The sequence below is a fragment of the Luteimonas kalidii genome, from assembly GCF_029887935.1.
Lineage (GTDB): Bacteria > Pseudomonadota > Gammaproteobacteria > Xanthomonadales > Xanthomonadaceae > Luteimonas > Luteimonas kalidii.
This window is the reverse complement of the sequence record NZ_JARXRO010000018.1, coordinates 1-13,295: the sequence shown is the minus strand read 5'-3', so window position 1 is coordinate 13,295 and position 13,295 is coordinate 1. Positions and strand designations below refer to the sequence as shown.

Genomic DNA, 13,295 nt, shown 5'->3' with positions numbered 1-13,295 from the left:
CCTCCGACGGTTCAGGCGGGCGCGACGCGTGCTGCGCGACGGCGCCACAGCTGCCAGCTGCCGAACGTCAGCAGCGGCAGCACGTAGACGAACAGGAACAGCCAGGCCAGCGCGCGATAGCCGTGCGCGATCAGCGCCACCAGGCCGAAGCGTTCGGCGACGAAGATCGAGCCGACCAGCAGCACCCCGGCCACGGCAAGCCGCGCGCCGCGTGAAAGCTCGCCGCGCCCGCGCTGCCGCCACGCGCCCGCGATGCGCTCGTTGACCGCGTGCACCGCGCCGACGCCGCTTTCCAGCAGCGCCAGGAAGATCATCGCCTGGAAGCCCACGTGCAGCAGCGGCTGCTGCATGCGCCGCAGCATGTAGTCCGACGGCAACGCCTCGCTGGCGATCCCGGGCGCCCAGGCCAGCATGCAGGCGAAGAACGCGATCGCCGGCGCGATCGCCAGCGGCCCGGCCAGCAGCCCTGCGGCCACCGCGTCGCGGCGGCGGGTGAAGTGGCGCAGCATCGGCAGGATCGCCACCGCGCCCACGATGTTGTAGCAGGCATAGGTGAGCCCGCCCGCGGCCCAGCCGTCGACCGGCTGCGGGATGGCCAGCGACTGCACGATGCGGTCGCCGAACGTGGTGAACGCGAACACCAGGAACAGCGCGTACATCGCGTACAGGAACACCGAGCCCCAGCCGAACAGGCGTTCCACCGAGCGGTTGCCGAAGGCGACCACCGCGCCGATCGCCAGCATCAGCGCCAGCGTGCCCGCCAGCGGCGGCCAGCCCGTCAGCGCGGCCACCACCGCCCCCGCGGCGGCACCGAACACGGCCAGGATCAGCACCATGAACACCACGTAGGCCAGTTCGAACACCACCCACCCCGGGCCCACCAGCCTGGCGAAGAAGCTGCGGTAGTCGTAGCTGCCGGTGGCGAACGCGAACACGAACGTCAGCGCGCACACCACGCTCCAGACCACCATCGCCAGCGACAGGCCCAGCAGGCCGCCCTGCGCGCCGCTGGGCAGGAAGTACTCGGCCAGCTCGCGCCCGGTGGCGTAGCCGCCGCCGATCACGAAGCCCTTGAAGGCCAGTCCCGGCAGCAGGAAGCGCTGGAAGCGCGAGGGCACGGAGGTCATCGCCGCGTGCCCGTCCGGTCACGCCAGGCAGGCATCGACCAGGCGTTCGAACGCCTCGCCGCCGCGCATCGGATCGGCCACCGGCAGGCCCACGCGATCGGCGGTGCCGGCGATCGCCCGTCGCGCATCCGCATCGTCGAGCCCGGCGGTGTTGAGGCTCACCCCGGCGCAGCGGATCGACGGGTTGGTGCGCGCGCCCAGGCGCAGCGCCAGGTCGATCGTCTCCTCCAGCGACGGCAGGAGGTAGTGCGGATGCCCGAGCACCCGTTCGCGGCCGTGCGCATGGCAGACCACGATCACGTCCGGCTGGCTGCCGTGCAGCAGCGACAGCGAGACCCCGGCATAGGCCGGATGCGAGAGCGAGCCCTGACCTTCGATCACGTCCCAGTGTGCGGGATCGGCGTCGGGCGAGAGCGTCTCCGCGGCGCCGGCGGCGAAATCGGCCACCACCGCGTCCATCGGCACGCCGGCCCCGGCGATCAGGATCCCGGTCTGGCCGCTGGCGCGGAAGTCGGCATCCACGCCACGCGCGTTGAACGCGCGCGCCAGCGACAGCGCGGTGTACTTCTTGCCCAGCGCGCAGTCGGTGCCGATGGTGAGCAGCCGCCGTCCCGACCGCTTGCGGCCGCTGGCCACCGGCAGGCCGGGCGGCGGTTCGCGCACGTCGATCAGGCGCCGGCCGTGCACCACCGCGGCATTGCGCAGCGGCTCGATGTCGGCCAGTCGCGCATGCATGCCGCCGATCAGGTCCAGCCCGGCCTGCAGCGCCTCGAGCAGCGGCGCGATCCAGGTCGAGGGGATCCGCCCTCCGGGGTTGGCCACGCCGATCACCATCGACCGTGCGCCGAGCATGCGCGCCTGCGCCGGCGAGAGGAACGGCAGGCCGGTGCTCACCGTTGCGCCGGTGCAGGCGTATTCGCCCACGCAGCGATCGCCGGCCCAGTCGCGCAGCCCGAACGCGGTCTTGGCATAGCCGGGCTCGGCGACGTCGCCCAGGAACAGCAGATACGGCTGCGGCAGCGCTTCGGTCTCGCGCAGCGCGGGAACGGCGTTGGGCATGCGGCGTGGACCCCGGTCCGATGGGTGCTGGGCCGCCCGCGCGGGGCGGCGCGGGTCAGAAGCGGAAATCGATCTCGAGGCCGAACGTGCGCGGCTGCAGCGGCACCCCCGCCAGATGAGATCGGGTGCCGGTGAGGGCGCCGTCCATGGGCGCCATCGTCAGGTAGGCGTCCTCGCCGGTCACGTTGTTGATGTAGGCCCGCACCTCCCAGCTGTCCTTGCCGATGCCGGCGTACAGGTCCAGCGAACGGTAGCTGGCGAGTTCCAGCGGCGCGGTGATCTCGTCGGGCACGAGGATCGTGGACGGATCGCCCGGCGCGGTGACCCGCTGCCGTTCGGTGGTCTCGTTGAGCCGGTCGCCCACGAAGCGCAGTGCCGCGCCCACCTGTCCGCCCAGGCCGCCGGCGGTCATGAACGCGTACTCGGCGGTGGCCGCCCACGACAGCTTCGGCGAATACGGCATGCGGTCGCCGGCCAGGCCGGTCCACAGGATCACGTCGAAGTCTCCCTGGGGGATCACCGTGGGCGTGAAGTCGTTCTTGATGCTGGCGTCGGTATACGCCGCATTGAGCCCGAGCTGGAGCGCATCGGTGGCGCGGAACAGCGCCGACAGCTCCAGGCCCTCGCTGGTGGCTTCGCCGCCGTTGACCAGGCCGCCGATGCCGTTGAACGAGGACGCCACCTGGATGTCTTCCCAGTCGATCCGGAATGCGGCCACGTCCAGCGTGACGCGGCGGTCGGCGAACTGCGATTTCAGGCCGATCTCGTAGCTGTCGAGCATCGACGAATCCACGCTCGGCGGGATACCGGGCAACGCGACGTTCGGGCCGCCGGGCTGGTAGCCGGTGGCGACGCGCGCGTACAGCATCGCGTCCTCGGTGAGCTTGAACTGCGGGCTCACGCTCCAGGTGAACACGTCCTCGCTGGATTCGCCGGGGGTGTCGGCGATCGGCGCGAGGATGCCGGCGGGCACGTTCTGGCTGAACCACTGGTCGTTGCGCGCCTGGCGCAGGCCGGCGTCGATCTTGAAGCGCTCGCCGATGCGCCAGGAGCCGTTGGCGAACAGCGCGACCTCCTTGTAGGTGCTCGGCAGGTTGATGATCGCCAGGGTGCTGAAATCGGCCAGCGCGTCGGGCAGCGGCGAGCCGTCGCGCAGGCCCAGCCAGGCGAACTGGCTCTGCAGCGCGTCCTCGCGGGTATAGAACGCGCCGACCATCCACTCGAACGGCCCGCCCGTGCTCGACGTGAGCCGGAATTCCTGCGTCACCTTGTCCATGTCGTAGCTGTAGCGGACGAACGAGCTGCCCGGTTCGGGCAGGCCCAGCAACTGGTCGGCCACTTCGCCGAACTGGATCGTGGAGTCGATCTGGTCCAGCGCATTGCTTTCCGACCAGCCGGTCGCGGAGATGAAGTTGCCCCAGCCCAGGTCCCAGTCGAGATCGAACGAGACCAGGGTCAGGTCCTTGGCGAACGGGCGCGGCTGCCAGGCCAGGTCGTCGTCCTCGCCGAACAGCGGGGCCTGGGTGACGGGATCGAGGGCGACGCCGGCGCGGTCGTCGCTGCGGATGCGCTGGTGCAGCACCGACAGGCCCGCGTCCACCACATCGCCCTCCCAGGACAGCGCGGCGCGCGCACCGATCTGCTCGCCGCCGTTGATGTCCTCGCGCCCGTCGACGGCATTGTCGGTGTAGCCCGGCAGGCCGTTGCGCGCGAAGCTCACGCGCAGGCCCAGGCGCTCGTCCTGCAGCGGCAGGGTCACGCCGAAGCGCGCGTTCCAGTCCTGGTCGCCGCCGCGCACCGAACGCAGGCCGAACCCGAGCCGGGTTTCCTCGCCGAACGCATCCGGCGCGCGCGTCACGTACTTGAGCAGGCCACCGATCGCGCCGGCGCCGTACAGCGTGCCCTGCGGCCCGCGCAGCACCTCGATGCGGCTGATGTCGTAGGGCAGCAGGTCGAGCATCAGCGTGCTCGCGCCCTGGTAGATGCCGCTCGAGCCGACCGGCACCTCGTCGATGTAGGTCGCCACGGTCGCGCCCGACGACAAGGCGGCGATGCCGCGCAGCGACACCCGGGTCAGGCCCGGGCTGCCGTCGTTCTGCACCTGCAGGCCCGGGATGAACGCCGCGTAGACGGACAGCGACACCGCGCCGATGTTCTCCAGCTGGCGCTCGTTGAGCACCGTGATCGCGGCGCCGACTTCGCGCACGTTCTCCACCCGCTTGTTGGCGGTGACCAGCACGGTGTCGAGCTCGACCGCCTCGTCCGGCGCTGCGGCGTCGTCCGGCGTCTGCTGGGCGAGGACGGGTGCGGCGGCGCAGGCGAGGGTCGCGGCGATCGCGAGCGACAACGGGGAGCGGTACCACGGGCGGTCGGACTGGGACGCGTTCATCGGTGTTCTCTCCCCGGAGACAGGACTGGACGGTTGGAACCCGGCGGGCGGCCCGCGCGGGCGGCGGCCGGATATCCTGATCAGGGATCATGATCCTAATCAGAGAATTGTCAACACGGGTGGAAAACCCCGACAGTCGCGCCGGACGGCGCTTCCTCAGCCGCCCGTCAACCGGAACACGCCGATGCCGACGAAGTTGCCCAGGGCGTAGCCCAGCACGCCGGTCGCCACCGCCGGCACCGCCAGGCGCCGCCAGCCGAACAGGACCGCGAACGCGACCGCGATCGGCGGTCCGCCGATGCAGGCGGTCGACGCCACGATGATCTCGGCATGGTTGAGCCGCAGCAGCCGCGCGCCGGCGAGGATGAAGACCAGGTGCACCGCGAAGATCACCAGCACGTAGGCGAACAGCGCCGGCGCGGCCCCCAGCATCGCGCTCAGGTCGGCGCCGGCGCCGAGCACCGCGAAGAACAGGTACATCAGCAGGGTCGCGGCCAGCTCCGGCCCCGCGATCTCCTTCAGCCAGCGGCGACCCAGGGTGGCGATGGCCACCATCAGCGCCGTCGTGTACAGGATCGCGTAATGCGCATGTCCCATGGCGGCGGCGATCGCGGCGCCCGCGGCGCAGGCGAGCGCGGCCAGCGCCAGCGCCAGCGCGAGGTCGAACACCGTCGGCACGCGCTGCGTGGGCCCCGCGGGATCGCCCGCCTCCGCCAGATGCTCCGATCGCCACCCGAAGTGGCGCTGGAACAGCGGCCAGGAGGCGGACGCGCCCACGGCCAGCAGGTAGCCCAGGCCGACCACGTTGTCGATCGCGACGCCCGCCGCCAGGGCCGTGGGCTCGCGGAAGCCGATGGCCTCGGCGACCGCGGCGAAGTTGATCGAGCCGCCGACGTAGGTGGCGCTGAACACGGCGGCGTATTGCGCCTCGAACGCCCCCAGGTCGAGCCAGGCCGCACCCAGCCAGGCACCCGCGACCACCCCCGCCGCGCCGAACGCGAACGCCGCCAGCGTGCGTCCGCCTTCGACCAGGATTCCCAGCAGGTCGGCGCGGATCAGGTACAGCGCGATCGCCAGCGGCACCAGGTAGGTCCAGATCGCGCCGTACACCGGCGCCGTGGCGGGAATCACGCGCAGCTGCGCCAGCACGATCGCCAGCACGATCACCAGCATCACGCCCGACACGCGCTTGCCGACCCGGGTGCGCTCCAGGCCCGCGCCGATCGCCGCGATCGCGAAGAACACCGCCAGCAGCGCGAACGCGTTGTCGGCCGGGATCAGCGCGCTGGCGGCCGCGGGCGTCATGCCGCGGCGTCGGCGCGGGTCGCGTGCAGGCCCCAGACCGTGTCCGGGCAGTGGATGAAACCGTCGTCGTAGACCACGCCGGGGCTGCGGTCGCGGCGCAGGAACACCGGGCCGTCGAGGTCGACGATGTCGCACAGCTGGCCCAGCACGAACGCCGGCGCCGCCGCCAGGCTGGTGCCGCACATGTTGCCGACCATCACCTGCTTGCCGAGCGCACGCGCGCGCCGCGCCATCATCAGGCCTTCGGTGAGCCCGCCGCACTTGTCGAGCTTGATGTTGATGACGTCGAAGCGGTGGTGGCGGGCCTCGAGTTCGGCCAGGTCGAGGATGCTCTCGTCGGCGGCGAACGGCGGGACGTGCACGATCCCGTCGAGTTCGTACTCGCGGCCGCGTACGCAGGGCTGCTCCAGCAGTGCCACGCGCGATTCCACCAGCGCCGGCAGCAGCGCCGGTAGCGAGTCGCCGCCGTAGCCCTGGTTGGCATCGACGCCGATCCACGGCGCCGGGCAACGCGCACGCACCGCGCGCACGCGCGCGGCGTCGAGGACGGCCTCGCCGGTGAGCTTGAGCTTGAGCGCGCGCGCACCGGTGAAGGCGGCCGCGCGCTCGGCCATCACCTCGGGGGCGTCGGCGCCGACAGTGAAGGTGGTCAGCAGCGGGCGCACCCCGTCGAGGCCGGCCAGTTGCCACACCGGCACGCCCGCGCGCCTGGATTCGAGTTCCCACAGCGCGCAGTCGAGCGCGTTGCGGGCGCCGCCTGCCGGCAGGACCTTGCGCAGCGTGGCGCGGTCGAGACCGGCTTCGATCCTCGGGCGCAGCGACTCCAGCGTAGCGCGCATGGCCTCGGGCGCGTCGTCGTTGTAGTACACGCCGGCGGCCTCGCCGCGGCCGACGTGCGCGCCCTCGCGCAGCGTGACCACGAGCGCCGGCATCGCCTCGAACACGTGGCCGGCGATGCGGAAGGGTTCCGCCAGCGGCAGCGGTTCGATGTGCAGTTCGAGTTCGACCGGCACGGCGCGGGCCTCCGGGTGGACGGATCGTGGAGAGATCGCGCCGGCGGCGACGCCGCCGGCGCGGCGTGGCTCAGTAGTTGGCGCCGAAGCCGATCACGTGCTGGACGATGCCGGTCCACAGCACGAACACGCAGGCCAGCGCCAGCAGCACCGCCCACAGCTTGGCCAGCAGACGGCGCTTGCCGCGCAGCACATGCCAGGCGTTCCAGAGCGCGACCGCGGCGCCCAGCGGCAGCACGATCGTGGCGAACAGCCGCAGTGCGATGATCAGGCCGTCGTTGGACGGGCTGGTCATCTCCAGCTGGCTGAGCATCGCCACCACCAGCCCCAGCACCGCGCCCATGGCCACCAGCACCAGCAGCGCGGCGATGCGCACCAGCCGGTGCATGCGCGCATCCGCGCCCTGCAGCCGGTACGGCGCGCGGTAGTAGCGGCGCACCAGGGCCGACACCGGCCAGGCCAGCACCGTCAGCAGCAGGATCACCAGGCTGGCGACCAGCAGCGGCAGGGCCATCGCCTGCCAGGCCGAGAGGCGCTGGAACACCATGATCGGCGCGTACGGTTCCATGCTGAAGCGCGTGACTTCGCCATCGACGACATCGGCCGCCAGGCGATCGGTGCTGGTGGTGTCCTGCCACAGGTACGGCGCGACCTCGCGCCACGTCTTGGGCGCGCCACCGGGGCCCAGCGCGAGCGTCACGTTGATCGTGCCGTCCTCGTTGGCCACCACCTTGACCGGACCGAGCAGGTTGGCCAGCGACAGCACGTTGCTGTCCGGCCGGCGGCTGCTGGTGTAGGTGCCCGCGATCTGCTGCGCATGCGCGCGCGCCTGGTCCTCGGGGACGCCCGGACCCGCGGACGCACCGTCGCCGGGCAGGTAGCGGTCGGCGAAGCCGCGCGCCAGCGCGTTGCGGATATGCCCGGTGGCGCCGTCGCGACCGGAGCTGTTCATCGACACGAACACGCCGACGCCGTCGTCCGGGAACAGCTGCAGGTCGCTGTGGAACCACTGCGTGTCGCCGCCGTGCGCGATCGCGCGATGGCCGTTCACCGAGGTCTCGTAGAAGCCGAGCATCATCCGGTTGAGCGGGCCGACCGATGCCTGCCCGGTGGTATGCATCCGCTCGGCCGTCGCCGCGTCGAGGATGCGCGCATCGCCGTAGGCGCCGCGCTGCAGGTGCGCGATCATGAAGCGCGCCATGTCCGCGCCGGTCGAGGCGAGGCTGCCCGCGGGTGCGAGGCTGATGAACTCGTAGTCCTTGGCCTCGCCTTCGGACGCACGCGCGTAACCCTTCGACATGCCGTCCAGCAGCGCCTGCGGCAGCGGCTGGCGGAAGCTGGATCGGGCCATGCCCAGCGGCTCGAAGATGTGGCGATCGACGTAGTCGTCGAACGACTCGCCCGACACCCGCTCGACGATGTAGCCCGCGAGCGCGGTGGCGTAATTCGAATACGCCGGCGTGGTGCCGGGCGCATGAATGCGCTCGGGAATCCAGTGCTTGAGCGCGTCGCCCAGCGGCACGATCTCGTCCTGCTGCGCGGTGATCAGTCCGCGGATCTGCTCTTCGAACCCCGCCGTGTGGGTCATGATCTGGCGCAGGGTGACCGGGGTGCCTTCGTAGGCGGGCATCTCGAAATCGAGGTACTGGTTGACGTCCGCGTCGAGGTCGAGCCTGCCCTGCTCCACCAGCTGCATCACCGCGGTCCAGGTGAACAGTTTCGACACCGACCCGGGACGGAACAGCGTGGCGTCCGGATCCACCGGCGCGCGCGTGGCCAGGTCCGAATAGCCGTAGCCCTTCTGCACCAGCACCTGGCCGTCCTTGACCACCACCACCACCGCGCCGGCGATGTCGCCGGCGGCGAGCGCGTAGGGCATGAAGCCGTCCAGCCAGGCTTCGACGTCGGCGCGCACCAGCGTGCCCGGGCCCGCGTCGGGCAGCGGCAGCGGCGCGGCGTCGGCGTCGGCGGTGTCCGGCAGCACCGTGGGCGCGACCGCGTCCGGCGCGACCGCGGCTTCCTGCGCGGCGGCGAGGCCGGCGGCCAGCAGCCAGCCGCTCAGGATCAGGGGAATCACGCGCATCGGACGGTCTCCGGTCTGGGACTTGGCGGGCGCAGGAACGGCCGGGACGCGGGGTGACCGCAGCCGGTTATCCTGATTTGGCGATAATGATCCCAATCAGAGAATTGTCAACCAGTGCCGGAAGTCCCCATGTACAGCGGCGGCGGCCTGCAGGCGCAGCCTCACGTGACCCCACGCGGCCGCGCCCTTCCCACGCATCGCCCGCTGCGGCGATGATGATCCTCCACAGGACATTCCATTCGCCAGCGGGCGCTGCCCGGGAGCTTCGGCAAGGATGACATCGCACCACCCCACCATCGGCGGACTGCTGCGCTCGCTGCGGGCGCGCAAGGGCTGGACGCTCAAGCAGATGAGCGAGCATTCCGGCATCCCGCTCTCGACCCTGTCCAAGGTCGAGCACGACCGCCTGACCCTGACCTACGACAAGCTGCTGCAGCTCAGCCAGCGGCTCAACCTGCGCATGTCCGAACTGTTCGCCGAGCAGGCCGAGGCGCCGGAGCCGCCGGTGACGGCGCGCCGCAGCATCGGCCGGATCGAGGACGCGATCCGCGTCAACACGCCCAACTACGACTACTACTACCTGTGCCCGGAGCTGCGCCGCAAGCGCATGATCCCGGTGCTCACCCGCGTGCGCGCCAAGACCATCGAGGAGTTCGGCGAACTGGTGCGCCACTCGGGCGAGGAATACATCCACGTGCTGGAAGGACGCATGGAGGTGCACACCGAGTTCTACGACCCGATGGTGCTCGAGACCGGCGAGTCGGTGTACATCGATTCGAACATGGGCCACGCCTACATCGCCGCCGAAGGCTGCGACGAGGTGCTGCTGCTGGGCGTGTGCTCGAGCGCGGACGAGCAGCTGCTGGAGTCGTTGATGACCCTGCACGGCGAGGAAGGCGCGGCGCGCAAGGCGGCGCCGGCACGGATCCGGCCGCCGGCCGGCGGCACGCATGCAGCCGCGCCCCCGAGCGGGAGCACGGGCGCGGCAAAAAAGAAGACCGCGCGCCGCTGAACACGCTGAACGCGATGCAGCTGGCGCGCGCGACACGCTGCGAATCGATCACGGCGTATTGATCGCCGCTGGTCCAGCCTCGGACCTCCCGAGCGCAGCGAGCACGCCATGAAGGCATTGACCTATCAGGGATCGAAGGACGTCCGCGTCGAGACCGTCCCCGATCCGATCCTCGTTGAATCCGACGACATCATCGTCCGCGTTACCGCCACCGCGATCTGCGGATCCGATCTGCACATCTACCGCGGCAAGATCCCCGGCATGGAGGATGGCGACATCCTCGGCCACGAGTTCATGGGCATCGTCGAGGAGGCGGGTCCCGACGTGACCAAAGTGAAGGCCGGCGACCGCGTGGTGATCCCGTTCGTGATCGCCTGCGGCCGCTGCTTCCACTGCCTGCTCGACGAGTTCGCGGCCTGCGAGACCACCAATACCGGCCCCGGCGCGGCGATGAACCGCAAGTCGATGAAGCCGCCGGCCGCGCTGTTCGGCTACAGCGCGCTGTACGGTGGCGTGCCGGGCGGACAGGCGGAACTGGTGCGCGTGCCCAAGGCCAACGTCGGCCCGCTGCCGGTGCCCGATGCGCTGTCGGACGACCAGGTGCTGTTCCTGTCCGACATCCTGCCGACCGGCTACCAGGCCGTGGTCAATGCCGGCATCAAACCGGGCTCGAGCGTGGCGATCTTCGGCGCAGGTCCGGTCGGCTACATGTCGGCGGCATGCGCACGCATGCTCGGCGCCGAGACGATCTACATGATCGACCACAACCCCTACCGTCTCGAGTTCGCGCGCCAGGCCTACGGCGTGCTGCCGATCAACTTCGACGACGAGGACGATCCCGCGCAGACCATCGTCGATGCCACCGGCGGTCGCGGCGTGGATGCCAGCATCGAGGCGGTCGGGTTCGAGGCCAAGGGCAGCGCCACCGAAACCGTGCTGACCACGCTCAAGCTCGAGGGCTCCAGCGGCAAGGCCCTGCGCCAGTGCATCGCCGCGACACGCCGCGGCGGCACCGTCAGCGTACCGGGCGTGTACACCGGCTTCATCCACGGCTTCCTGTTCGGCGATGCCTTCGACAAGGGCCTGACGTTCAAGATGGGGCAGACCCACGTGCAGGGGCTGATGCCGGAACTGCTCGAGGCGATCGGCGAAGGCAAGCTGTCGCCGGAGGTGATCATTTCGCACCGGATGCCGCTGGCCGATGCGGCGAAGGGCTACCAGATCTTCAACGACCGCGAGGACGAATGCCGCAAGGTCGTGCTCACACCGTAGCCGCAGGCGCGTCGGTGCGCGCGGTGATCCGTCGTCGACGGACGCGGGATGCCGCAGCGACGGTGGTGCGCGCGGACGTGCGGCTTCCGCATCCCGCAAGCGGCGGGACGCCAGCGGTATGAGCCGGATCCGGGTGGGCTGTGCGGGCTGGTCGATCCCCGGCCGCCACCGCGACCTGTTCGATCCCGGAGCCAGCCAGCTGGCGCGCTACGCCACGCGCTTCGATGCGGTCGAGATCAACTCCTCGTTCTACCGTCCGCACCGGCGCGAGACCTACCGGCGCTGGGCCGCGTCGGTGCCGCGCGGTTTCCGTTTCTCGGTGAAGCTGCCGCGCACGGTCTCGCACGAACTCAGGCTGCGCGGCACGGGACCGGCGCTGGACCGCTTCCTGGCCGAAGTCGACGGCCTCGGCAGTCGGCTCGGCGCACTGCTGCTGCAACTCCCGCCGAGCCTGGCATTCGACGCGCGCCAGGTCTCGGCGTTCCTGCGCATGTTCCGTCGCCGCAGCGACGCACCGCTCGCGTGCGAACCCCGGCATGCCAGCTGGTTCACCCCGCGGGTGGACGACCTGCTCTCCACACACGCGGTGACGCGCGTGGCCGCGGACCCGGCACGCGTGCCGGACGCCGCGCGGCCCGGCGGCGACACCCGCTGGACCTACTGGCGCTGGCATGGCGCGCCGCGCATGTATTACAGCGCGTATCCGGACGACGCGCTGCGTGCACTCGCCGAGCAGGTGCGTGCCGCGCGCGGACGTGGCGCAGCGTGGGTGATCCTCGACAACACCGCGCACGGGCACGCGGTCGCGGACGCGGCCCGGCTGCAGTCCATGCTCGGGGGCGGGACCATGCCTACCGCCCGGAACCGGCGCGATGCCTGAGGGCCCTTCCCTTGTCCTCCTGCGCGAGGCGGCCACGAAGTTCTGCCGCAGGACGGTGCGCGGCGTCTCCGGCGACAGCACGCTCGATCTGCAGCGCATGCAGGGCCGCCGGGTGGTCGCGGTGCGCACCTGGGGCAAGCATTTCCTGCTCGAGTTCGGCAGCTTCAGCCTGCGCGTGCACATGCTGATGTTCGGCTCGTACCGGATCGACGACCCCAAGCCGAAGTCCCCGCGCCTCGCGCTCGGGTTCGACAACGGCACGCTCTACTTCTATGCCTCGTCGCTGAAATACGTCGAAGGCGACCTGGACGACACCTACGACTGGCGCGTGGACGTCCTGTCGCCCGACTGGGACCCCGCGCTGGCGCGCCGGACGCTCCAACGCCAGCCCGATACGCTCGTCTGCGACGCCCTGCTCGACCAGGACGTGTTCGCCGGCGTCGGCAACATCATCAAGAACGAAGTGTTGTTCCGCATCCGCGTGCACCCCGAAACCCGCGTGGGCGAACTGCCGCCGCGCAAGCTCGGGCAGCTGATCGCGCAGGTGTAATGACCCAGCGGTTCCTGCACAGGTCAGGCCGCTAAGGCATAGGCCTCGGCGGGGGTTTTCATGCCCAGCGCCTGGTGCGGGCGCCGGTGGTTGTAGAACTGGATCCAGTCACCGATCACGCGCATGGCGTGCTGCTGGGTCTCGAAGCGGTGCCGGTGTGCGCACTGCTCCTTCAACGTGCGGATGACGCGCTCGACCATCCCGTTCTGCTGCGGGCAGTGCGGGGTGATGAACTCCTGCTTGAGCCCGTAGCCTCGCACCAGCCTCGTGTAGTGCCGACTGGTGAACACCAGGCCATTGTCGGAGCGCAGCAGGAACGGCACGGGCACGCGTCCCAGCGTGCCGTAGCGGATGATCAACGCCTGCTCCAGCGCGGCCGCCGCCGTGCTGGCCTTGCCACTGCGCGACAGCTGCCAGCCCAGCAACTGCCGGGTGTGGCAGTCGATCACCAGGGCCAGGGTCAGCCAGCCATCACGACCGCCCCAGATGCGGCACAGGTCGGTTGCCCAGCGCTGGTCGGGAGACGTGGCCACCGACGGCAGCGCCTGGATCCGGGGACGGTGGCCGATCGCGCGCTTGCGCACCTGCCAGCCCTTGAGCTGGAA

Annotated in this window: 10 protein-coding genes and 1 pseudogene; 4 read left to right on the top strand and 7 right to left on the bottom strand. The window is 70.8% G+C overall.

Going from position 1 to position 13,295, the window contains the following annotated elements:
- Positions 1–11 precede the first annotated feature (11 nt).
- The 6 genes from QFW81_RS11010 to QFW81_RS10985 all read right to left on the bottom strand — a co-directional run bounded on the left by QFW81_RS11010 (position 12) and on the right by QFW81_RS10985 (position 8,976).
- Complete coding sequence (locus QFW81_RS11010; protein ID WP_280578828.1) at positions 12–1,127, bottom strand: YkvI family membrane protein; 1,116 nt, start codon at positions 1,125–1,127, stop codon at positions 12–14.
- 18 nt (positions 1,128–1,145) lie between these two features.
- The gene (locus QFW81_RS11005; RefSeq protein WP_280578827.1) at positions 1,146–2,186 is read right to left on the bottom strand and encodes an N-acetyltransferase DgcN family protein; all 1,041 of its coding nucleotides are present in this window, start codon (positions 2,184–2,186) and stop codon (positions 1,146–1,148) included.
- Positions 2,187–2,241: 55 nt separating this feature from the next.
- Positions 2,242–4,575, bottom strand: a complete 2,334-nt coding sequence (locus QFW81_RS11000) for a TonB-dependent receptor (RefSeq protein ID WP_280578826.1) — start codon at positions 4,573–4,575, stop codon at positions 2,242–2,244.
- A gap of 156 nt (positions 4,576–4,731) precedes the next feature.
- Positions 4,732–5,880: a DUF819 family protein gene (locus QFW81_RS10995; protein WP_280578825.1), complete on the bottom strand. Its 1,149-nt coding sequence runs from the start codon at positions 5,878–5,880 to the stop codon at positions 4,732–4,734.
- Positions 5,877–6,893: a dipeptide epimerase gene (locus QFW81_RS10990; protein ID WP_280578824.1), complete on the bottom strand. Its 1,017-nt coding sequence runs from the start codon at positions 6,891–6,893 to the stop codon at positions 5,877–5,879. The genes QFW81_RS10995 and QFW81_RS10990 overlap by 4 nt, the downstream gene beginning before the upstream one ends.
- A gap of 70 nt (positions 6,894–6,963) precedes the next feature.
- The gene (locus tag QFW81_RS10985) at positions 6,964–8,976 is read right to left on the bottom strand and encodes a serine hydrolase (RefSeq protein ID WP_280578823.1); all 2,013 of its coding nucleotides are present in this window, start codon (positions 8,974–8,976) and stop codon (positions 6,964–6,966) included.
- Between the two features lie 274 nt (positions 8,977–9,250).
- Here QFW81_RS10985 and QFW81_RS10980 point away from each other — a divergent pair, with 274 nt between their 5' ends.
- From QFW81_RS10980 to QFW81_RS10965, 4 genes and pseudogenes are all read left to right on the top strand, one after another.
- The gene (locus tag QFW81_RS10980) at positions 9,251–9,988 is read left to right on the top strand and encodes a helix-turn-helix domain-containing protein (RefSeq protein ID WP_280578822.1); all 738 of its coding nucleotides are present in this window, start codon (positions 9,251–9,253) and stop codon (positions 9,986–9,988) included.
- 108 nt (positions 9,989–10,096) lie between these two features.
- A complete protein-coding gene (locus QFW81_RS10975) occupies positions 10,097–11,260 on the top strand; it encodes a zinc-dependent alcohol dehydrogenase (protein WP_280578821.1) in 1,164 nt (387 codons plus the stop codon).
- Between the two features lie 118 nt (positions 11,261–11,378).
- Positions 11,379–12,140 (top strand): DUF72 domain-containing protein, encoded by a 762-nt coding sequence (locus QFW81_RS10970; RefSeq protein ID WP_280578820.1) that lies wholly within the window; start codon positions 11,379–11,381, stop codon positions 12,138–12,140.
- A pseudogene (locus tag QFW81_RS10965) lies at positions 12,133–12,684 on the top strand (DNA-formamidopyrimidine glycosylase family protein); the annotation flags it as partial. The gene QFW81_RS10970 and the pseudogene QFW81_RS10965, both read left to right, overlap by 8 nt.
- A 29-nt stretch (positions 12,685–12,713) precedes the next feature.
- Here QFW81_RS10965 and QFW81_RS10960 read toward each other — a convergent pair.
- Positions 12,714–13,295 (bottom strand): IS3 family transposase (locus tag QFW81_RS10960; RefSeq protein WP_280578603.1); only part of this gene is annotated, 582 nt, incomplete at its 5' end.